Raw genomic sequence first — 21,052 nt, 5'->3', positions numbered from 1 at the left:
ACCCTCCGTTAGGAATCCGGGCGCTAAGGCTACGGGCGGCTTCGTGGAGGCCGCCCCCTTGTCCAGCGCCATCAGCGGCGGCTCGGCCGCCTTCTACACCAGCATCCCCAGCGGCTATGCCGCCGCCCCGTCCTCGGCCACGACGACGGGCGGCAGCGGCACGCGCGCCGACATCGTCGATATCCGGGTGCCCCTGCCCTCCGGCGCCTTCACCGCGCGCGCGGGGGACAGCTACTCCGTCCGCGAATTGTTCGGCTCGCCCGATGCCGCGCTCATGCGCGTGGCGCTGCGGGGGGATGGCGACGGGCGGCTGGTGCTGCGCGGCGTTGACGTGACGGGCCGGACGGATTTCGACCCGCTGGACTACAACGAGCTGCAATACGTCGCCGGCGCCGAGGGCAGCGCGCAGGAGCTCGTGGCGGTAGCCCGCAAGGGCACCCGGCAGGCGGATGGAAGCTGGACCGGGATCGCCGACAGCGACCCCGTGCAGATCACCGCCCTGGTCACGGGCACGCGTTCCCTCCAGGCCGCGGCGGCGCTTCGGACCGAGCCCGGGGCGGGCGACGCGGATGCGGATGCGGATTTCGTCGCCCTTGCCCAGGATGCCGCCGTCTTCGCCGCCTTCGGCAGCCGCACGGCGCCGGCCCTCTCCAGCAGCGGCAACATCACCCTGAAGGAGGGCGACACGGTCGCCCTGCATGACCTGTTCACCACCTCCGGCAAGACCGAGGCCGCGCTTTACCGCGTCGCCCTCCGCACGGATGCGTCGGCGCCGGGCGGGAAGCTCCTGCTGAACGGGGAGGATGTGAGCCGCCGGATCGACTTCACGCCGGAGGAGTTCATCAACCTGCAATTCGTGGCCGGGCCCCGGGGCAGCGCGCAGGACATCCTGGTCGTCGCCCGGGCCGGCACCCGGGCCGAGGATGGCCGCTGGACCAGCATCGTCGACAGCCCCGCGACGGCCATCACAGCCGCCGTCACCGGCCTGCGCTCCGCCAATGCCGCCCCCGCCCTGCGCACCGCGGTGGACCCGGCCGATGACGACGCGGATTTCCTCAAGCTCGCGCAGGATGCCGCCATCTTCGCACCGCTGGGCAGCCGGACCGCCCCGGGCCTTTCGACGGCCGGCGACATCACGGTGAAGGCCGGCGACAGCCTCTCGCTGCGCGACCTCTTCCCCACCAGCGGCACCAAGGAAGCCGCGCTGTTCCGCGTCGCCCTGCGCGACGATCCCGAGGGGCCCGCCGGGGGAAGGCTGCTGCTGAACGGGGAGGATGTGACGGGGCGCACAGAGTTCTCGCCCATCGAATTCCTCGCCCTGCAATATGTGGCCGGCCCGGAAGGCGGCGCGCAGGACATTCTGGTGGTGGCCCGCGCGGGCACCGAGGACGGGGCCGGGGGCCTGACCGGCATCGCCGACAGCCGCCCGGCCCTGATCCGTGCCGAGGTGACCGGCCAGCGTTCCCTCAACACGGCCGAGGCGCTGCGGACCCCGATCGACCCCGCGGCGAGCGATGCCGACTTCATGAAGCTGGCCTCGGAAGCGGCCCTGTACACGCCGATGGGCCGCCAGGTGGCACCGGGCCTGACCACCGCGGGCAACTTCACGGCCGCGGAGGGGGACGCCTACGCCCTGCGGGACCTCTTCACCTCCCCCTACAGCGCCAGCGTGGAGGTGAGCGGCTACCGCGTCGCGCTGCGCGCGGAGGACGCGGCCTCCGGCGCGCGGCTGCTGCTGGACGGAGAGGACGTGACCCGGCGGGTGGACTTCACCGTGGAGGAGTTCCGCTCGCTCCAATTCGTGGCGGGCGCCCTGGGCAGCGCGCAGGATCTCCTCGTCGTCGCGCGGAGCAAGGACTCCGCGGGAATGACGGTGGACAGCCGTGCCGTGCAGATCACCGCACGCAGCACGGGCGAGCGCTCGGTCAACGCCCTGCCCGCCCTCCGCGGCGCACCGGAGGATGCCTTCGCGCGCATCGCGCAGGACGCCGCCGTCTACGCGCCGCTGGGCAGCCAGGCGGCACCAAGGCTTTCCGCCGCCGGCGACTTCACGGCGAAGGCGGGCGACCTCTTCTCCATGAACACGCTGTTCGGCGGCGGCGGCGCCGTGTTCGAGGAGGGCATGACCTACCGCGTCGCCGTGCGGCGCGACCCGGGCGGCGGCGGCGACGGCAAGCTGCTGCTGAACGGCGTGGACGTGACGGGCCGCAGCGAGTTCACCGGCGAGGAGTTCGCCGCCCTCATCTTCATGGCAGGGCCCGAGGGCAGCGCGCAGGATGTGATGGTTTCCGCCCGCCGGACCGGCACGGATGGCCGCATCACCGAGAGCCCGGCGACCGAGATCACCGCCCGCGCCACCGGAACCCGCTCGATCAACGCCCTCTCCGCCCTGCGGACCGAGGACGCGATGGAGAGCGGCTTCGAGCGGATCGTGCGCGATGCCGCCATCTACGACAGCGCCTCGTCCCCCAAACTCTCCAGCGCGGTTGGCCCGGCGAGCCCCAGCCTCTCGGCCCAGGCGCTGGTCGCCGCGGTTGGCGCCTATCGCGCCAGCACGGGAACGGCGAGCGCCGCGAACACGCTGGACCTGACCAGCCTCTTCGCCGGCACGGTCGGAAGCAGCCAGACCGCAGGCGCCGCCTCGCCCGAGATGCAGGAGCTGGCAAGCCTCATCGCCCTGCTCGGCGGCGGCGCATTGGGGGGTGTGCGGACCACCGGGCTCGATCCGGCAAAGCTCACGGCGCTGGCGCTGAACGCGCGGGCCTGAACAGGCCCTTCATCCCGTGTTGCGGAGGTCCTGGCGCCGGTTTCGGGGTTTCAGGAGGGCTCCGCCCTCACCCGCCAAGGGCCTGAGGCCCTTGGAACCCCGTCTGACTGCCGTGGATACCCCGGATCGAAGGGGTCTCTTGTTGAAGGGCGCTTGTTCGGCCTTTGCAGTCGCCTGAGGTCCTCGACCTCAGGCGCACCGTCAGCCCCGTGATTCCAAACTTGAAGAAAAAGAAGAAGGTGAGGGGTCCGGGGAGAGGAAGAATTCCTTCTTCCTCTCCCCGGGACTGACCAACAGCTTCAGATCAACCCCAGTAGGTTGCACCTCAGACGCCCCGTTGCAGCCCGCCATCCACAGCGATCGCCTGGCCCGTGATATAGGCCGCGGCAGGTGCGGCCAGGAAGGCAACCATGGACGCCACCTCCGCCGCCGTGCCCAGCCGGCCCATCGGGATATCCGCGGCGACGCGCGACAGCACCTCGGCTTCCGTGATGCCTTCATCCCGCGCCATCTGCGCGGCGCGGCTCTGCCAGAGGGGCGTGAGCGCGCGGCCGGGCGAGACGCTGTTCACGGCGATGCCCTCCGGCGCCAGTTCCAGGGCCAGGGTCTTCGCCAGGGCCAGCACCCCGGCCTTGTGGACATTCGAGACGACCTGATGCGCCGTGGGCTGGCGCGCCGAGACGGCGCCGAGCAGCACCACCCGGGCATCACCCGCCAGTCTCAGCGCCGGCAGCAGGGCACGGATGGCGCGCACCGTGCCGAGGATGTTGAACTCGTAATTCTCCAGCCAGGCCTCGTCCGGCAAATTGGCAAAGGCGCTGCGGCGGCTGCCGCCGGCGGCGCAGACCAGCGCATGCAGCGGCCCGTCGCCGAGATGCCGCACCAGCGCCGCGACCGAAGCGGGGTCGGACTGGTCGCAAGCCACCGCCTCCGTCCCGGTCTCGCGCGCCGCTTCCTCAAGCCGCGCCGCATTCCGCGCCGCGATGGTGACCGCCGCGCCCTCCCGCGCCAGCAGCGCCGCCGTGGCCAGGCCGATTCCGGAGGAACCGCCGATCACCAGGGCGCGGCGGCCCGTCATGCCCAGATCCATGCGCCTACTCCGCCTTCGCCCCGGTGGCGCGCACGATCGGCGCCCATTTTACCGTCTCCTCCCGGATGAAGCGGGCGAGGTCCTCCGGCGAGGTCGGCATGGGCTCCACCCCCTGCCCTTCCAGGGCGCCCGCCACCGCCGGGTCGGCCAGGGCTTCGCGCAGGGCGGCGTTCATGCGCGCCACCACGGCGGGGGCAAGCCCCTTGGGTCCGACCAGTGCGTACCAGTTCTGCACCTCATAGCCCGGCAGGGTCTCGGCCACGGTGGGCACATCGGGGTTGGCGCGGATGCGCTGCGCGGTGGGCACCGCCAGTAGGCGCAGCTTGCCGCTCTGCACCTGCGGCAGGGCGGTGGGCGCGGTGGAGAACGCATAGTCCACCTTTCCGCCGATCAGGTCCGTCATCAGGGGCCCACCGCCGCGATAGGGCACATGGACGGTCTTCAACCCTGCCATCTGGTCCAGCAGTGCCCCGGCCAGATGCCCCGCCCCGCCCACGCCGGAGGAGCCATAGGTGATCGTGTCCGGCCGCGCCTTCGCCGCGGCGATCAGGTCGGCCACGCTGCGCCAGGGCCGGTCCGCCGGCACCACCAGCACGTTCAGCACATTGCCCGCCATGGACACGGGCACGAGGTCCCTCTGCGGATCGAAGGAGAGGTTGCCGTAGAGGGTGGGATTGATCGCCAGCGCGCCGATCGTGCCCATCAGGAAGGTGTAGCCATCCGCCGCCGCATGCACGACCACGTCGGTGGCGATGTTGCCGCCCGCGCCGGGCCGGTTGTCGATGACGACGGGCTGGCCGAGCAGGGCGGAGAGCTTGGGCTGCATCACCCGCGTGCTGATATCGGTGGCCCCGCCGGCGGCGAAGCCGACCACGATGCGGATGGGCTTGCTGGGCCAGTTGTCCTGGGCCTGGGCATGGAGCGCCGGGAGGGAAAGCGCGCAGCCTCCCAGCCCGGCGCCCAGCAGGGCGCGACGGTCGATCATCGGACTTCCTCCTCCATCGGCACCCCCGGGCCCGTCTGTCGCGGGTCTCTCGGGGGACCGTTCAAACCGAATTAGCGGCCTTTGAACTGCGGCGGCCGCTTCTCCATGAAGGCGCGGCGGCCTTCGACGTAGTCCTCGCTCGCGAAGCATTCGAGCACGAGGCGGTTGCACAGCGCCTCGTCGGGCTGCGCCTTCAGCGCCTCGGCCACGATGGCCTTCACCGAACCGACGGTGAGCGGCGCGTTGCCGGCAATGGTGCTCGCGTAATCCTCGATCGTGGCGTCCAGCGCGTCATCGGCCACCACGCGGTTCACCAGCCCCATGATGCGCGCATCCTCGGCCGAGAAGCGCTTGGCGGTAAAGAACAGCTCCTTCGCGAAGGAGGGGCCGACGAGTTGCACCAGGCGCCGGATGCCGGGGAGCGGATAGCCCAGGCCGAGCTTCGCGGCCGGGATGCCGAAGGAGGACTTCTCCGTGCAGATCCGCAGATCGCAGCACACCGCGAGCGCGCTACCGCCGCCGATGCAATGGCCGCGGATGGCGGCGATGGTCGGCTTGGGGAAGTCCGAGAGCGCCTCGTAGACCTTCGCGGTCTGCGCCTGATAGGCGTCCACCGCCTCCTTGCTGCCGCGCTCGCTCTCGAACTTCGAGATGTCGGCGCCGGAGACGAAGGCCTTACCGCCCGCGCCAGTGACGACCACCACCCGCACCTCGGGATCAGCGGCGAAGTCGGCCAGGATCCGCTCCGCCGCCACCCACATCTCCATGGAGACGGCATTGTGGCGCTCGGGGTTGTTGAAGATCATCCAGCCGACGCCGCCCTCCTTGCGGGAGAGCATCTTGTCGGTGCCAAGCGCCGGGTTCGGCGGGGGAAGCGCGTCGGGCATCTGCTTGCTGTGTCCTAGATCACCTGGCGGGACTGGAAGCCCGCGATGTCGTCATCCGTGTAGCCGGCATCGCGCAGCACCTCGGCCGAGTGCTCGCCGATGGCGGGCGGGTGGCTGGCGATGCGGCTGGGCGTGCGCGAGAGCACGATGGGCTGCGCGACATAGGTCTGCGCCTTCCCCCCCTCGTTCAGTTCGGCGGCGATGCCGAGATGCTTCACCTGCGGGTCGGCGAACATCTGGTCGATGGAGTAGATCGGCCCCGCCGGCACGCCGGCCTCGTTCAGCGCCGTGACCCATTCCTCGCTCGTCCGTTCCGCGATCTTGGCGTCGATCAGCGCGTTCAGCGCGTCGCGATTGTCGGAGCGGGAGCCGGCATCCTTGAAGCGCGGGTCCTCCAGCCATTCCGGCGCGCCGGCGGCGATGGCGAAGCGCTTCCAGATGGCGTTGCCGGTGGCGGCGATGTTGATGTGGCCGTCCCTGGTCTTGAAGACACCGGTCGGGATGGAGGTCGGGTGGTTGTTGCCGGCCTGCTTCGGCACCTCGCCGGCCTGCAGCCAGCGCGCGGCCTGGAAGTCCAGCATAAAGGCCTGGGCCTGGAGCAGCGAGGTCTGCACCCATTGCCCCTTCCCGCTCACCTCGCGCTCCAGCAGCGCGACCATGATGCCCTGCGCCGCGAACAGCCCGGCGCAGAGATCGGCTATGGGAATGCCGACGCGCACGGGGCCCTGCCCCGGCAGGCCGGTGATGGACATCAGCCCGCCCATGCCCTGCGCGATCTGGTCGAAGCCGGGGCGGCCGGCATAGGGGCCGTCCTGCCCGAAGCCTGAGATCGAGGCGTAGACCAGGCGAGGGTTCACCGCCGAGAGGTCCTTGTAGCCGATGCCGAGGCGGTCCTTCACATCCGGGCGGAAGTTCTCCACCACCACATCGGCCTGGGCGGCGAGCTTCTTCAGGATGGCCACGCCCTCGGGCGACTTCAGGTTCAGCGTCAGGCCGCGCTTGTTGCGGTGCAGGTTCTGGAAGTCCGGCCCGCCGCGCGGGCCGCCCATCGGGTCGCCCTGGTCGAGCCCTTCCGGCATCTCGATCTTGATGACCTTGGCGCCCCAATCCGCGAGCTGGCGCACGCAGGTCGGGCCGGAACGGACACGGGTGAGGTCGAGCACGGTGAAGCGCGAGAGCGCCCCCGCGCCCCCGGCGTCCGTGCCGCCGGGGGTGGCGGGGTTCGGGGCGTCGAGCATGGCAAATCCTCCGTCGGCCCCAGGCTGCGGAGAGCTGGCCTATCTGTCAACAGGCTGTTGACAGGTTGCGCGCAGCCGTGATGCCCTGAACTCCATGGACACTCTTCCCACGCAGCTTCCCCTGCCGGAGCGCGCCCGGGCGGAGCTGGAGCGACTGATCCTCTCCGGCGAGCTGGCCCCGGGCAGCCGGCTGAACGAGGTCGCCCTCGCGGCCCGGCTCGGCCTCTCCCGCGGGCCGCTGCGCGAGGCGCTGCGCGGGCTGGAGCGGGATGGTCTGGTCACGGCCGGCCCTGCCGGCCAGGGCATGAGCGTGCGCCGGCTGGAGCCGGAGGAGATGGCCGAGCTCTATGACATGCGCGCGCTGCTCCAGGGCTTCATCCTGGCCCGGCTGGCGGAGCGGCGGGCGGCCGGCACCCTGGCGCCGGCGGTGCTTGAGCGGTTGCAGGCCCAGGTGGCGGCGATGGAGGCGGATGCCGGGGCCGGCGACGCGGCGGCCTATTACGCCCGCAACCTGGACTTCCATGACGCGCTGCACGAGGCGGCCGGCCATCGCCGGGCCGCGACCCTCTACGGCTCTCTGCTGAAGGAGAGCCACCTGGCCCGCCAGCGCTCCCTCTCCCGCCCCGAGCGGATGCGGGAGAGCAATGCCGAGCACGCCGCCATGCTCGCGGCCGTGGCCGAGGGAGATCCCGCCCGTGCCCGCGCGCTGGGGGAGGCGCATGTGGCCGGCGGCGGGAAGCGCCGCTGGCTGGAATCCCTCGGCCAGGGCTGAGGGTCAGTTTACCACCATCTCCCGCAGCCCCCAGCGCTGAGCGGCGCGGGGCAGGGTTCCGTCCGCCTTCACCTGGGCGAGGAAGCCGTTCACCTCCGCCAGCCAGGCCGGGTCCCCCCGCGGGACGGCATAGGCGTAGAGCGTGTGGCCCAGGCTCCGGGGCGCGTGAGCCACCTGCCAGGTGTCATCCTCCCGCAGGCGGCGGGAATCCGCGTAGTCCGTGACAAAGACATCGGCGCGGCCGGCGCTGATCTCCTGTTCCGGGACCATCGGCGGGCGCACGGGCAGGATCTCGGCCTGGCGCGCATGCTGGCGCATCACCTCCTCCGCCACCGATCCGGCCAGGACGGCCACCACCACGCCCTCCCGGTCCAGCCCCGTCCAGCCGGCCACGCGGCTGCGGGCGCGCTGCGTGATCGCCGCCAGGGGGCCGGCGAGGAAGGGCGTGGTGAAGGCGACCCGCGCCGCACGGGCCGGGCTGACGCCGAGCCCGCCCATGCCGAGGTCGCAGGCCCCGCGCTCGACCATGTCGATGACCCCGCCCGGGGCGGTTTCCACGAAGACCGGTCGGACACTCAGCCGCGCCGCCAGGGCATGGGCGATGTCGGCATCCAGCCCCTCCAACTCGCCGTTTCGGTGGTTGCGCCAGGAGATGGAGGGAAGGTCGGGGGCGGTGCAGACGAGCAGTTCCCGCCGGGCGCGCACGGTGGCCGACCGGTCCGGCGTCACAACCGGCGCCGTCCGGCCCGGGCTGGCGACATTCTGGGCCACCGCAGGGCGCCAGAACGCCTCATCAAACGATCCGCCCTCGCAAAAGATAGACAGGCCTGCGATGATGACCACGGTCGCACGCCGCATGAACACGACGCCATCCCCCCTTCGCCGGGCCCTCAAGCTGGGTCCTGCCAAGCCGGCCACCCCCCGGCCTTGGCGGCTGTTCGCCGCGACGGTGATGGTCGTCGGCCTCTGCTTCGCCGCCGTTTATCTCATACTTTTCGACCGCGGCCAGCGGGAGGCGGCGAATGACGCGGAGCGCCTGACCATGGGCGTGACCGCCGCCATGGCGGACCAGCTCGCCCGCGCCATCCAGACCGTGGACTTCGTCCTGCTCGACATGGCCGAGCGCAGCAGCGATCCCGACCCGGCCGCCACCGCACGCGCTCTGGCCGGGCGAATCCGGGATGTGCCGCAGCTCCGGGCTGTGCTGGTCGTGGACGCGAACGGCCTCGTCACCGCATCCACCGTCGAAAGCCTGCGCGGCGCCTCAGTGGCGGACCGGGACTGGTTCCGCGTGCTCCGCCTGGGCGGCCCCGCGCTGCGGCTCGGCTCGCCCGAGGCCGGGCGCTTCCTTGGCGGCTCGTCCGCCATGCAGGCCCGCGCCATCCAGGCGGCCGGCATCTGGTCCATCCCGCTCGCCCGGGGGCTCCGCAACGGCCGCGGAGAGTTCACCGGGGCCGCGGTCGCGCTGCTCAACCCGGACTACCTGATCTCGGTGGGGCGCCGCCATGCCGAGGCCTTCGGCGTCACGGTGCGCATCCATTCCATGAACGGCCTGCTGCTCGCCCGCTCGGACGGGCGGGTGGAGGGGGTGGGCGAGGCCAACCCCTCCGCCTGGCTGTTCCGTGACTTCCTGCCGCGGCGAGAGAGCGGCACCTATTCCGGCATCGACCAGGACGGGCAGGACGTCTTCGCCGCCTTCTCCACCATCCGCCAGGGAACCATGGCCATCGAGGCCGCGCGGCGGAAGGCGGTCGCCTTCGAGGGGGTGGAGCGGCTGGCGGCGCTGCTGACGGGCGGCGGCATCGCGATCGCCGCCATCATGCTCGTGGCGCTCTGGCTCATGTCCCGCCAGGCGGCCGCCCTGAAGGCGCAGGGCGATGCGCTGAGCGAGAGCGAGCGGGAGGCACGGGCGGCGACGCGGGCGAAGGAGGAGTTCCTCGCGGCGATGAGCCACGAGATCCGCACGCCGATGAACGGCGTGATCGGCATGACCGGGCTGCTGCTGGACAGCCATCTCGACCCGATCCAGCGCCGCTATGCCGAGACCATCCAGGGCAGCGCCGAGCACCTGCTGATGGTGCTGAACGACATCCTCGACTTCTCCAAGCTGGAGGCCGGGATGATCGAGCACGAGCATATCCCGTTCACCCTGGAGAACGAGATCGGCACCATCGTGGAGCTCTTCGCGGCGCGCGCAGCCTCCAAGGGGGTGGAGATGGTGGCCTCCCTGCCCCCGGAGCTGCCACGCCAGGTGCTGGGCGACCCCGGGCGGTTCCGGCAGATCCTGTTCAACCTCGTGGGCAACGCCATCAAGTTCACGGAAGGCGGCTGGATCGAGGTGTCGATCCAGGCCACGCCGATGGAGGACGAGGAAGGCGCGCTGCGCCTGACCTGCTCGGTGGCGGATACCGGCATCGGCGTGGATGCCACCAAGGTGCCGATGCTGTTTGAGCGCTTCACCCAGGCCGACGCCTCGATCAGCCGCAAATATGGCGGCACGGGGCTGGGCTTGGCCATCTGCCGCAAGCTCGCCGAGCAGATGGGCGGCGGGATCGAGGCGACCCCGCGCCAGGGCGGGGGCAGCGTGTTCCGCTTCTGGATCGTGGTGGGCGCGCTGCCCGGCCCTGCTGCCGTGCCGCCGCCGCTGGCCGGGCGCCGCATCCTGGTGGTGGACGACCTGCCGCTGAACCGGGACGTGATGGTCCGCCAGCTCACCGCCGCCGGCGCCGCGGCGCTGGGGGCGGAGAGCGGGGCGGCGGCGCTGAACCTGCTGCGCCTGGCGGCGCGCCGCGGCACCGCCTTCCATGCCGCGGTGCTGGACGCCACCATGCCGGGGATGGGCGGGCTGGAACTGGCCCGGCAGGTCCGGGCCGAGGCGGCGGCGCTGGGCAACCCGGCCCTCATCCTCGCCTCCTTCGGGGTGGAGGCGCAGCAGATGCCCGATGGCGGCCCGCCGCCCGGGCTGGTCGACACCATGCTGCTGAAGCCGTCGCTGCCCGCGCGGCTGCTGGAGGCGGTGCTCCAGGTCCTGGCCCCGGCCGCCACCGCCCTCCCCCCACCGCCCCGCGCGCTGCGCGAGGAGCGGCCGCTGCGCATCCTGCTGGTAGAGGACAATGCCACCAACCAGCTCCTCATGCGGGCACTGCTCGCCCGGATCGGGGCGGAGGTGATGGTGGCGGGGAACGGGGCGGAGGCCGTCGAGCATGCCTGCGCCGAGGCCTTCGACGTCATCCTGATGGACCTGCAGATGCCCGTGATGGACGGGCTGGAGGCCACGCGGGAGATCCGCCGGGCCGGGCTGAACCGCGAGACCCGCATCGTCGGCCTCACCGCCGCCGTGGGCCCGGAATTCGAACGCCAGTGCCGGGAGGCCGGGATGGACGACTATCTCTCCAAGCCCGTGCAGCGCGACCAGCTGACCCTGGCGCTCGGCTTGAGCGCGGCCATGGGCGCGCCGGCGCCGGGCTGAACGGCCCTCCTCAGCCCCGCCCGCCGCCTTCCTCCGGTGGCGCGGCCAGAGCGGCGAGTTCGGCCAGCGCAACCTTCGCCGCCTCCCCGATCCCGAGGATCATCTGCTGGGCCGGCGTGCGGTCGTCCGACCGCATGGCCTGACGCGCCAGCGCCTCCAGCGTCTTGGCGCCGATGGAGCCCGCGGCGCCGGCGAGGCCATGGGCCGCGCGGCGGTATTCCTCAGTGTTTCCGGCGTGGACGGCCTCGACCATCTGCCGCACCAGCCGCGCCAGATCCTGCTCGAAGCTCTGGATGATCGAGACGAACACGTCGCGGGGCAGGTCCTCGGCCAGCTGGCCGGCGACGTCGGGGTCGATCGCACTCACGCCCGGCAGAATGCGCCCGCCTGAAGCCGGAATCAACGCATCCGGTGCGCGCCCGCCCGGAGGATGAAACGGTGTTGCGCGCGCATTCTGGCCAGCGATCACCCGTGTCTCACGTAAACTTTTAATTGATACAACCTTAACGTGTGTCTAAAGCTTGAGCACAACAGAACCGCTCAGCGAAAGCCCTCGCCCCATGCCCCTGGACCCGCCTGAGCCCATCCGCTCCAGCCGCCGTGGCCTGCTCGGCCTGCTCGCGGCTCCGGCGCTGCTCACGCTTCCCTCCTCGCTCCGCGCGCAGGGGATGCCGGAATGGCTGGCCGAGGTGAAGACCGAATGGGCCATGTTCCGCGGCCGCTTCGTCACCCGCGAGGGCCGCGTGCTCGACTCGGCCAAGGGCGACGAGACCCATACGGAAGGCCAGGGCTTCGGCATGCTCTTCGCCGCGGAAGCCGGCGACATCGTCACCTACGACAAGATCCTGGACTGGACCCGCCGCTACCTCCGCCACAGCCGGGACAACCTGCACGCGTGGCGCTACCGCGGGGACAGCGTGGAGCCGGTGGCCGATCGCAACAACGCAACCGACGGCGACATCATGATCGCCTGGGCGCTGATGCGCGGCGCCGACCTCTTCTCCCGCCCCGCCCTGGCGCGGGAGGCGGCGCTGATCTGTCGCGACATCCTCACCCACTGCACGCGGGAGGTGGCGGGCAAGCTCGTCCTGCTCCCGGCCATGCAGGGCTTCGAGAAGCGCGACCATGTCGTACTCAATCCTTCCTACTACGTCTTCCCCGCCCTGCTGGACTTCGAGAAGGTCGTGCCCGGCCCGCAATGGCGCCGGCTGGTGGCGGACGGGATGGAGATCTGCTGCCGCAACGCGCGCTTCGGCCGCTGGAACCTGCCGGCGGACTGGATCGAGTTCTACCGCGAGCCGAGCTTCCAGCCCCGCATGGCCGCGAGCTGGCCCACCCGCTTCTCCTGGGACGCGGTGCGTGTGCCGCTCTACCTCGCCTGGTCGCGCCAGTCGGACAATCCAGCGCTCCGCGCCTGCGTGGAATTCTGGCACGCCCCCGGCCAGCGCACCTTGCCCGCCTGGGCGGACCTGCGCAGCAACGCCGTGGCGCCCTATGCCGGGCATGCCGGCGTGCAGGCCGTGGCCCAGCTCGCCCGCGCCACGCAGGATCGCGGCCGCCGGATCCAGGAACTGCCGCGTGTGGCCCAGGCGACCGACTACTACGGCGCGGCGCTCATCATGCTCTCCCGCCTCGCCTGGCAGGAATCCCGCGCGGGTGCGCCGATCGTCTGATCTGATGGTCTGTCCCGGGGAGAGGAAGAAGGAATTCTTCCTCTCCCCGGGCCCCTCACCTTCTTCTTTTTCTTTAAGCCTGGAATCACTTGGCTGGCGGTGCGCCTGAGGTCGACGACCTCAGGCGACTGCAAGGGCAGGATCAATCCCCCTCAATCAGCGCCCCCTTCGATCAGGGTATCCACGGTAGTCCGATGGGGTTCCAAGGGCCTCAGGCCCTTGGCGGGTGAAGGGCGGAGCCCTTCGTGCCCCCCTAACCATGGTGGAATGACAGGACGCCCCGGCCCGGCATCTGGCGGGGGGCCTGCTTCCGGAGGCATCCTGCGCCGGCGGTACGGAGGAGCGCCCGATGACCCGGATCACCACCCTGTTGCTGCTTGCCCTGGCCGGTTGCAACGCCGCCGAGGGCCCGGCCGAGCGGGCGGGGCGTTCGGTGGACCGTGCCGCGGAGCGCACCGGGGAGGCCCTGGGGGGCGCCGCACGCGACACGGGCGCGGCGCTGGGGCGGGCCGGGAACTGGGTGGGCGACCGGGTGGATCCGAACCGCCGCTGAGCTTGCCTTAGAGGTGGCGGCGCGCCCCGCGTAGCGCCACGGAGGAGGCGATGCCGCACCCGGCCATGACCAGTGCGCTGGCCACCCCGGCGCCGGTTTCGAAGGCGCCGTTCACCAGCGTCATCAGGGCGCCGAAGCCCATCTGCATGGCGCCGAGCAGGCCGGAGGCGGTGCCCGCGCGTTCCGGGCGAACGCTGATCGCGGCCGCGACGGCATTGGGCAGGCTGATGCCGTTGCCGAGCGCGACCAGGGCCATGGGCAGGAAGAAGCCCATCAGGCTGTGCGGGAGGAAGAGCTGGACCGCGAGCATGACGCCGGAGCCGAGGATGATGATCCAGAGCCCCGCCGAGAGCATCCGCGCCAGGCCCATGCGCGCGGAGAACCGGCCGGCCATCCAGGAGCCCCCGGCGAAGCAGACGGAGATGGCGAGGAAGGCGGTGGCGTAGTCACGCGGCGTATGGCCCATGGCCTCGGCCACGCGCGGCGCGCCGGCCATGAAGGCGAAAAACACGCCGGTGGAGGCGGCTCCGACCGCCGCGATCCAACGGAAGGCGGGCAGGCGCAGCAGGGACATGTGGGCCAGCCCCATGCCCCGCAGCCCCGGCAGCGGCTGCGGCTCGCGCAGGGTTTCCGGCAGGCGCAGCCAGACGGCGAGGAGGAGCGGCGCGCCGAAGAGGAGGCAGGCGACCATGGAGGATCGCCAGCCGAAACGCTCCTCGATGAGGGCGCCGACCATGGGGGCGAGCATCGGCGCCAGGGTCATGGCCATGACGACATAGCCGATCCGGCTCGCCGCCTGGTCCCGCGGCCAGACGTCGCGGATGATGGCGCGGCCGAGCACCATGCCGGAGCAGGCGCCCATGGCCTGCGCCACCCGCCCGATGCCCAGCCAAGCCATGGAGGGCGCGAAGGCCGAGAGGGCGGAGGCGACGAGATAGAGCGCGAGCGCCCCGAGCATGACCGGCCGCCGCCCGAAGCGGTCCGCCAGCGGCCCGTAGAGGAGCTGACCGAGGGCGACCCCGATCAGGTAGAGGGTGAGGGTGAGCTGCGCGATGCCATAGGGCACGCCGAGATCCACCGCCATGCGCGGCAGGGCCGGGATGAGGATCTGCATGGAGAAGGGGCCGAGCCCCGTCATCACCACCAGCAGCCACATGGCCGGGCGGGGCGGCCCCGGCGGGATCACGCGCCGCGCCCCTACCAGCGCAGCCCGCGCAGCGCGGCCACGGGGGCGACGCCCTCGGCCGTGGCGCGGGCGGCGAGGGTGGCGGGATCGGCCTCGGCGAGCCCTTCCTCGGCAGCCAGGCCGCCCAGGGCCCAGACCGCATCCAGCCCCGCCGCCTGGGCGCCCGCCAGATCCGTATGGGGGCTGTCGCCGATGGCGACGCATTGGCCGCGGGGCAGGTCCAGCAGCGCCATCACGGGCTCATAGGCCTCCGGGTCGGGCTTGCCGATCTCCAGCGTGCGGCCGCCGAGTTCGGCATAGCGCTCGGACAGGGCGCCGGCGCAGATGATCAGGCGCCCGCCCACCACCACCCGGCGGTCCGGGTTCACGCAGAGCATCGGCAGCTCCCGCGCCAGAGCGGCGCGGAGCTGGCCCTCATAGGGATCCACCGTCTGCACGCCGCGATCCGGGTCGGGGCCGGTGTTGAGCACCCAGTCCGCCTCCTCGGCCCGGTCGGTCAGGGTGATCCCGAGATCCTCGACCACGGAGCGGTCGTCGGGCTTGCCGATATGCAGGGCGCGGGGACCGAGATCCCGCACGAAGGGGTGGGTGCGGTCCCGCAGCAGGCGCCAGGTGATCTCGCCGCTCGTCATGGCGGCGTCGTAGAGGGCGCGGTCGATGCCGAAGCCGGTGAGCTGGCGCTCGACCACATGCGAGCGGCGCGGGGCGTTGGAGAGGAAGACGATCTTCGCTCCCGTCGCCTTCATCCGGGCCAGCGCATCGGCCACCCCGGGAAAGGCCGCCTGCCCGTCATGCACCACGCCCCAGAGGTCGAGCACGAAGCCGCGATAGCGCTCCGCGAGCGGGGCGACGCTGTCGAGGATCTGCATCAGGCTTCGGCTCCGATAGCGTCGGACAGGTTCTTCACGCCGTCCCGCCGCAGCAGTTCGGCGAGCTCGCGCTTGATCCGGGGGATGAGGGCCGGGCCGGCATAGGCGAAGCCCGCATAGGTCTGCACGAGGGAGGCGCCGGCCTTGATCTTGGCATAGGCGGTCTCGCCGCTCTCCACGCCACCGGCGCCGATCAGCGTCAGCCGGCCGCGGGACAGGCGATGGACCCGCCGCAGCAGTTCGGTGGAGGGGGTGAAGAGTGGCCGCCCGGACAGGCCGCCCGTCTCCGCCTTGTGCGGGGAGCGGAGGCTGTCCGGCCGGGCGATGGTGGTGTTGGAGATGATGAGCCCCGCCACGTCGCGGTCCAGGCAGGTCTGCACGATGGCCTCCACCGCCGCATCGGCGAGGTCGGGGGCGATCTTCACCAGCACGGGCGGGCGCTTCTTCCGCTCGGCCCGGGCAGCGAGGGTGGCATCCAGGATCGCGGCCAGCCGCGCCTCGCCCTGCAGATCCCGCAGCCCCGGCGTGTTGGGGGAGGAGACGTTGATGGTCACGTAATCGGCCAGGGGCGCCACGCGAGTGTAGAGGGCGGGGTAGTCGGCCTCCGGCGTCTGGCTGTCCTTGTTGATGCCAATATTGGCGCCGAGCACGGCGGGCAGCGGCCGAGGCAGGGCGGCCAGCTTCGCCACATAGGCTTCGATGCCCGCATTGTTGAAGCCGAAGCGGTTGATGACCGCCCGGTCCTCCTCAAGGCGAAACAGGCGCGGCTTCGGATTGCCGGGCTGCGGGCGCAGCGTGATGGTGCCGGCCTCCACGAAGCCGAAGCCGAGGCGCATCAGGGGCAGCACCGCCACCGCGTTCTTGTCGAATCCGGCGGCGAGGCCGATCGGGTTGCGGAAGTCGAGCCCGAGCGCATGCAGCGCCAGCAGCGAATCGTCCTGGGAGCGGTCCTGCCCGGCCAGGCCCCAGTTCAGCGCGCGCAGCGACAGGTCATGGGCCGTTTCCGGATCGAGCCCCCGGATGAGGGGCATCAGGGCGGAGGCGAGGGCGGCGCGCATGGCCGCCGGTTGTGCCGCAGTGCGGCGAGAAGGGCCAGGGGGTGCTGCCCTCCCCCGCGCCGCGTTGACGGCGCATCGGCAGGACGGGAGAAGCGGCGAGGGGGAATCCCTCGGGAGGTGGCACCGTTGCGCGGACCATTGCTGATGCTGGCCGCGCTCGCGCTTTTCGCGGTGCTCGACGCGAATTCGAAGGTGCTGTCCGGCGGCTATCACGTCAGCCAGGTACTCGCCTTCCGCTACGCCGTGCTGCTCGCGCTTCTGGGCGCGGCCCGGCTGGCACGGCCGCGGGCAGGCGGCGGCGTCGCCACGCGGCGGCCCTGGGCCCAGCTGCTGCGCTCGGCCTTCATGGTCGGCTCGGGCGCGGGCTTCTTCCTCTCCCTCCGCGAATTGCCCTTGGCGGAGGGCTACCTCGTCTATTTCACGGCACCCTTCATGCTGCTCGCCCTGTTCCGGGTGCTGCTGAAGGAACCGGTTGCCGCGACCGCCTGGATCTGGTGCGGCGTGGGCTTCCTGGGGGTGCTGGTCGCCCTCTCGCCCGGACTGTCCGCGGGCGGCGCCTGGGCCGCCTATGCCTGGGGGCTGATGGGCAGCTTCTGCCACGCCATGGTGCTGGTGATGAACCGCAGCCTGCGGGACGAACCCGGCATGGCGCGCGTGATCTTCTGGAGCGCGGTACCCGCCCTTCCCGCCTTGCTGCCCTGGGCCGCGACGGAATGGGTCACCCCATCCTGGGGCGATGCGGCGGCGCTTTCGGCCAACGGCGTGCTGGCGGGCGGGGCCACGCTCTGCCTCGCCTCAGCCTTCCGGCATGCCAGCGCCGGACGGCTGGCGCCGCTGGAATTCTCCGCCCTGGTCTTCGCGGTGATCGCGGATGTGACGGTCTGGGGGGTGTGGCCGCCCCTTCTGGTCTGGGTGGGCGCGGGGGTGGTGACCTTCGCGGGAATCATGGCGCAGCGGCGCACGGGCTGAGGGTTGGGGGCGGTTCCTGGTCTGTTGGTCAGTCCCGGGGAGAGGAAGAAGGAATTCTTCCTCTCCCCGGACCCCTCACCTTCTTCTTTTTCTTCAAGTTTGGAATCACGGGGCTGACGGCGCGCCTGAGGTCCATGACCTTAGGCGACTGCAAAGGCAGGAGAGTCACCTTCAACCAGAGACCCCTTCGATCCGGGGCATCCACGGCAGTCCGATGGGGTTCCAAGGGCCTCAGGCCCTTGGCGGATGAGGGCGGAGCCCTCTCAGGGCACCCAGTCCGGAAAGCGATGCAGCCCGTCACTGCCAAGCGGCAAGAAGACCGCGCCGCGCACGGCCGAGAGCGGTAGGGATGCGTAGAGATGGGGGAAGAGGCCGGGGCGCTTGCCGCCTGAGGCGGGTTCCCAGCGCAGCGCCTCGCCCAGCGCCGTGCTTTCGGCGCTGACGAGCCAGAGGTCGGGTTCCCCGGCCCGGTGCTTCGCGGCGCTCGCGCGCAGCTGGGCGGCGGTGGAGAAGTGGAGGAAGCCGTCCCGCCGGTCGTCGGCGCTGCCGTGATAGGCCCCGGCATCCTGCGCGGCGCGCCAGTCGGCGCCCCGCATCAGCGTGTGGATCAGGGGTTCCGGGGCATCGGGCATGGTCACTCCTTCCGGCTCTCGCCGGCCCGATGCCCCCGGGCGCGCTACTTGTCCAGCACGGCCCAGCGCCGGTCGAACTCCCAGACTTCGGGGAAGCCCAGCAGCTCGCAGATCCGGCCGAAGCCGTAGCTCTCGCCCTCGGGCAGGCCGTTGCTGCTGCCTTCGGCCTTCAGATGCGCGAAGGCGCGCTCATAGGCGGCGGCGGCGGCGAGGAAGCCCAGGGCCGGATAGATGGCGATGGCATAACCGATCTCCTCCAGCCGCTTGGCCGGCAGGATGGGCGTGCGCCCGCCCTCCACGCAATTCGCCAGCAGAGGCTTGTCCGAGAAGGCGCGGCCGATCTCCACCATCTCCGCCTCGCTCTCCGGGCTCTCGATGAAGACCACGTCGGCGCCCGCATCGGCATAGAGACGGCCTCGGCGGATCGCCTCCTCCAGCCCCAGGCCGGTGCGGGCGTCGGTGCGGGCGACGATGAGGAAGTTGGGGTCCCGCCGCGCCTCGGCGGCGACCTTCACCTTCAGCACCATCTCCTCGGCCGGGATCACGCGGCGGCCGGGCGTATGGCCGCACTTCTTCGGCACCTCCTGGTCCTCGAGCTGGATGCCGGAGAGGCCGGCGGCCTCATAGCCCAGGACGGTGTGGCGCACGTTCAGCAGGCCGCCATAGCCGGTGTCGGCATCGGCGATGATCGGCGTGCGCGTGATCTGCGCGAAGCGGCCGGCACGGTTCACCATGTCCGTGTAAGTGGCGATGCCGGCATCCGGCAGGCCGAGATGGGACGCGACCGTGCCGAAGCCCGTCATATACAGGCAGTCGAAGCCCATGCCGTCGGCGACGCGGGCGGAGATGCCGTCGTAGATGCCGGGGGCGACGACGAAGCGCTTCGCGTCGAAGGCGGCCTTGAGGGCGGGGTTTGCCATGCTGTTGTCCTGGACTACTGGCGTTGGAGATGGCCGGCGGCGCTGGCGGCCGCCCAGATCCGGTCCTCGCGCTCCATGGCGTCGCGCAGGCCATCGGGGTCGCGCAGATCGGGCTCGATGCCGAGCGTGGTCAGGCGGGCACGGAAGGCCTCGTTCCCGAAGGCGCCGGAGACCAGCTCGTGGATTCGCCGCGCCAGGGCGGCGGCCATCCCGCGTGGCCCGAGCAGGCCGACCCAGCCGGCCAGGTCGAAATCCGCCAGCCCCTGCTCCTGCGCGGTGGGCACATCCGGGAAGAAGGGGGTGCGCGTGGCGGTGGAGACGGCGAGAATGCGGACCCGCCCCGTGCTCATATGCGGGGTGACGCTCGCCGTGCTGGTGCAGCCCAGGGGAAGGTGGCCGGCCACGATATCGGTCATCAGCTGCCCGCCGGAGCGGTAGCTGACATCGGGGATCTCCACCTTCAGGCGACGGGCGAATTCCTGCCCGATGAACTGCGAAAGCGCCTCGGTGGAGCCGGTGGTGAGAGGCGTGCCGGCGGCATGGGCGCGCAGCTCCGCCAGGTTGCGGAAGGGCTGCCCCGCCCCCGTCACCCAGACCATCGTGTTGCGGGTGAGCATGGAGACCGGGGTGACGTCGCGCAGCGCGTCGTAGGGCAGGCGCTCCAGCGTGTACTTGTTCATCACATGCGTGCTGACAACAGCAGTGAGCGTGTGCCCGTCCGGCTCGGCGCGGATCAGCTGCTCCGTGCCCACCACCCCCGCTGCCCCTGCCCGGTTCTCCACCACCACGGGCTGGGGCAGTTCGGGGCGCAGGGCATCGGCCAGGGCACGGGCGAGGATGTCCGTGCCCCCGCCAGGCGCGTAGGGGACGATGATCCGGACCGGCTTGCTGGGCCAGGACTGGGCCATGGCCGGCAGGGCGATGGCCGGTAGGGCGAGGCCCGGCAGCGCCGCGAGCGCGGCACGCCTGGTGAGCCGCATGGACGTTTCTCCCGCTTTTGCCGGACGCTAATCCGCCGCCGCGCGCCCGTGAAGCAGCGAAGGCCGGTTCAGGCGGCAGCCACCAGAACGGGCGGGGCCGGGCTGGCCGGACGTTCCCCCATCTCCAGCCGGTAGAAGACGAGGCCGGCGATCTCGGCCACCGCCTCCCGGGCCACGGCCCAGGCCGGCAGGGATTCGGCGGGGTGCCAGTGGGTGGCGCCCTGCGTCGGGTCCGCCAGCGCGCCCGCCAGGGCACGGGCGGCCACCCGGCGGCAGACCGCGAGGGCCGGGTCGCCCGGATGCGGCGCGGCCAGCAGCGCATGGGCCGGGTGGCGCGGGTTGCGGCTCGGGAAGAGGAAGGGGTCGCGGCAGGCGGCCGTCATCTCCTGCAGGCCCGGCTCGGGCAGGCGGGCATGGCCGCCCGGCGCGAAGGGCGCGGCACCGGGGATACGGGCCGGGCGTGGCATCGCAGCGCGCGCGCGGTTCACGGCCAGGGCCGCCAGGGCCTCGATCGCGCGCACGGGCCGGGTGCCCGCCTCCGCATAGAGCGTGCGGGCGAGGAGTTCGGTGCAGTTCATGGATCAGCGGTCCTCGGCGAGCACGCGCATCTGGGCGGCGGTGCTGTGGGCGGCACGGGTGGCTTCGTCGAGCTTCTGCTCGATGCGGATGAGATGGGCGGTGAGGCGCCCATCCACGTCGCGGATGAGGGAGAGCGGCACATAGGTCCGGGCCACCTCCAGCTTGAACGCCGCCAGGTCGTCCCGCGTGCGCTCCAGCGAGGCTTGGTGCTGGGTGAGGTCGGGACGCGATGGAGGCTGGACCGGCGGGGAGAGGCCGGGATCCGGCGCCTGCGTGATGCTGCGCCGGAGCGAGTGCAGCATCCAGGCCAGCACGGCCATCAGCGGGGTTTCCACCGCGGCGGAGATCCATTGCGGATCGGGGGGAAAGGACGGCATGGGTCCTCCTTCGGGAACGCACCGGGTTGAGGGGGATGCACAGGGGTT

20 protein-coding genes are annotated in these 21,052 nt (G+C 71.7%); 6 read left to right on the top strand and 14 right to left on the bottom strand.

Translation table 11 applies throughout. The features are described from left to right. Positions 1–58 precede the first annotated feature (58 nt). Positions 59–2,767: a hypothetical protein gene (locus BUB97_RS17570; protein ID WP_073137122.1), complete on the top strand. Its 2,709-nt coding sequence runs from the start codon at positions 59–61 to the stop codon at positions 2,765–2,767. 325 nt (positions 2,768–3,092) lie between these two features. On the opposite strand, the gene BUB97_RS17565 is transcribed toward BUB97_RS17570, so the two are convergent. The 4 genes from BUB97_RS17565 to BUB97_RS17550 all read right to left on the bottom strand — a co-directional run bounded on the left by BUB97_RS17565 (position 3,093) and on the right by BUB97_RS17550 (position 6,967). Beyond that, positions 3,093–3,857 (bottom strand): SDR family oxidoreductase, encoded by a 765-nt coding sequence (locus BUB97_RS17565; RefSeq protein ID WP_073137120.1) that lies wholly within the window; start codon positions 3,855–3,857, stop codon positions 3,093–3,095. A 4-nt stretch (positions 3,858–3,861) separates the two neighbouring features. Beyond that, positions 3,862–4,842 carry a Bug family tripartite tricarboxylate transporter substrate binding protein gene (locus BUB97_RS17560; RefSeq protein WP_073137119.1) on the bottom strand — a complete coding sequence of 327 codons (981 nt, stop codon included), beginning with the start codon at positions 4,840–4,842 and terminating at the stop codon, positions 3,862–3,864. Positions 4,843–4,913: 71 nt separating this feature from the next. Further along, a complete protein-coding gene (locus BUB97_RS17555; RefSeq protein ID WP_073137117.1) occupies positions 4,914–5,729 on the bottom strand; it encodes an enoyl-CoA hydratase in 816 nt (271 codons plus the stop codon). Positions 5,730–5,743: 14 nt separating this feature from the next. Continuing rightward, on the bottom strand, positions 5,744–6,967 hold the full coding sequence (locus tag BUB97_RS17550) for a CaiB/BaiF CoA transferase family protein (RefSeq protein ID WP_073137115.1): 1,224 nt from the start codon (positions 6,965–6,967) through the stop codon (positions 5,744–5,746). Between the two features lie 94 nt (positions 6,968–7,061). On the opposite strand from BUB97_RS17550, the gene BUB97_RS17545 reads away from it, so the two are divergent. Further along, positions 7,062–7,739, top strand: a complete 678-nt coding sequence (locus BUB97_RS17545; RefSeq protein WP_073137113.1) for a GntR family transcriptional regulator — start codon at positions 7,062–7,064, stop codon at positions 7,737–7,739. Positions 7,740–7,742: 3 nt separating this feature from the next. Here BUB97_RS17545 and BUB97_RS17540 read toward each other — a convergent pair whose 3' ends face one another. After that, entirely contained in the window at positions 7,743–8,510 is a 768-nt protein-coding gene (locus tag BUB97_RS17540) for a substrate-binding periplasmic protein (protein WP_073137173.1), read from the bottom strand. 61 nt (positions 8,511–8,571) lie between these two features. Here BUB97_RS17540 and BUB97_RS17535 point away from each other — a divergent pair, with 61 nt between their 5' ends. Next, the gene (locus BUB97_RS17535; protein ID WP_175562670.1) at positions 8,572–11,208 is read left to right on the top strand and encodes a hybrid sensor histidine kinase/response regulator; all 2,637 of its coding nucleotides are present in this window, start codon (positions 8,572–8,574) and stop codon (positions 11,206–11,208) included. Positions 11,209–11,218: 10 nt separating this feature from the next. On the opposite strand, the gene BUB97_RS17530 is transcribed toward BUB97_RS17535, so the two are convergent. Next, complete coding sequence (locus BUB97_RS17530) at positions 11,219–11,575, bottom strand: Hpt domain-containing protein (RefSeq protein ID WP_139281377.1); 357 nt, start codon at positions 11,573–11,575, stop codon at positions 11,219–11,221. A 193-nt stretch (positions 11,576–11,768) separates the two neighbouring features. On the opposite strand from BUB97_RS17530, the gene BUB97_RS17525 reads away from it, so the two are divergent. Continuing rightward, a complete protein-coding gene (locus BUB97_RS17525) occupies positions 11,769–12,881 on the top strand; it encodes a family 8 glycosyl hydrolase (RefSeq protein WP_086062292.1) in 1,113 nt (370 codons plus the stop codon). A gap of 349 nt (positions 12,882–13,230) precedes the next feature. Next, a complete protein-coding gene (locus BUB97_RS17520; protein ID WP_073137107.1) occupies positions 13,231–13,434 on the top strand; it encodes a hypothetical protein in 204 nt (67 codons plus the stop codon). Positions 13,435–13,441: 7 nt separating this feature from the next. Here the strand turns inward: BUB97_RS17520 and BUB97_RS17515 are convergent, their stop codons facing one another. From BUB97_RS17515 to BUB97_RS17505, 3 genes are read right to left on the bottom strand one after another with little or no spacing between them, the layout of a single operon-like run. Continuing rightward, positions 13,442–14,620: a multidrug effflux MFS transporter gene (locus BUB97_RS17515; protein WP_139281376.1), complete on the bottom strand. Its 1,179-nt coding sequence runs from the start codon at positions 14,618–14,620 to the stop codon at positions 13,442–13,444. Positions 14,621–14,631: 11 nt separating this feature from the next. Continuing rightward, complete coding sequence (locus BUB97_RS17510) at positions 14,632–15,489, bottom strand: TIGR01459 family HAD-type hydrolase (protein ID WP_073137105.1); 858 nt, start codon at positions 15,487–15,489, stop codon at positions 14,632–14,634. Further along, positions 15,489–16,547 (bottom strand): quinone-dependent dihydroorotate dehydrogenase, encoded by a 1,059-nt coding sequence (locus tag BUB97_RS17505; RefSeq protein ID WP_073137103.1) that lies wholly within the window; start codon positions 16,545–16,547, stop codon positions 15,489–15,491. The genes BUB97_RS17510 and BUB97_RS17505 overlap by 1 nt, the downstream gene beginning before the upstream one ends. Before the next feature lie 144 nt (positions 16,548–16,691). On the opposite strand from BUB97_RS17505, the gene BUB97_RS17500 reads away from it, so the two are divergent. Further along, positions 16,692–17,516 carry a DMT family transporter gene (locus BUB97_RS17500; RefSeq protein ID WP_073137167.1) on the top strand — a complete coding sequence of 275 codons (825 nt, stop codon included), beginning with the start codon at positions 16,692–16,694 and terminating at the stop codon, positions 17,514–17,516. A gap of 263 nt (positions 17,517–17,779) precedes the next feature. On the opposite strand, the gene BUB97_RS17495 is transcribed toward BUB97_RS17500, so the two are convergent. From BUB97_RS17495 to BUB97_RS17475, 5 genes are all read right to left on the bottom strand, one after another. Further along, complete coding sequence (locus BUB97_RS17495) at positions 17,780–18,148, bottom strand: DUF952 domain-containing protein (protein ID WP_073137101.1); 369 nt, start codon at positions 18,146–18,148, stop codon at positions 17,780–17,782. A 44-nt stretch (positions 18,149–18,192) separates the two neighbouring features. Then, positions 18,193–19,068, bottom strand: coding sequence for an isocitrate lyase/PEP mutase family protein (locus BUB97_RS17490; protein ID WP_073137099.1), 876 nt, complete (start codon positions 19,066–19,068; stop codon positions 18,193–18,195). A gap of 14 nt (positions 19,069–19,082) precedes the next feature. Continuing rightward, positions 19,083–20,048 (bottom strand): Bug family tripartite tricarboxylate transporter substrate binding protein, encoded by a 966-nt coding sequence (locus tag BUB97_RS17485; protein ID WP_073137097.1) that lies wholly within the window; start codon positions 20,046–20,048, stop codon positions 19,083–19,085. Between the two features lie 68 nt (positions 20,049–20,116). After that, positions 20,117–20,626, bottom strand: a complete 510-nt coding sequence (locus BUB97_RS17480) for a cell wall hydrolase (RefSeq protein ID WP_073137095.1) — start codon at positions 20,624–20,626, stop codon at positions 20,117–20,119. 3 nt (positions 20,627–20,629) lie between these two features. After that, positions 20,630–21,004, bottom strand: coding sequence for a hypothetical protein (locus tag BUB97_RS17475; RefSeq protein ID WP_073137093.1), 375 nt, complete (start codon positions 21,002–21,004; stop codon positions 20,630–20,632). Positions 21,005–21,052: the final 48 nt, after the last annotated feature.

This window comes from Muricoccus roseus (genome assembly GCF_900141905.1).
GTDB lineage: Bacteria > Pseudomonadota > Alphaproteobacteria > Acetobacterales > Acetobacteraceae > Roseomonas > Roseomonas rosea.
This window is presented reverse-complemented; position numbering and strand designations above follow the sequence as displayed.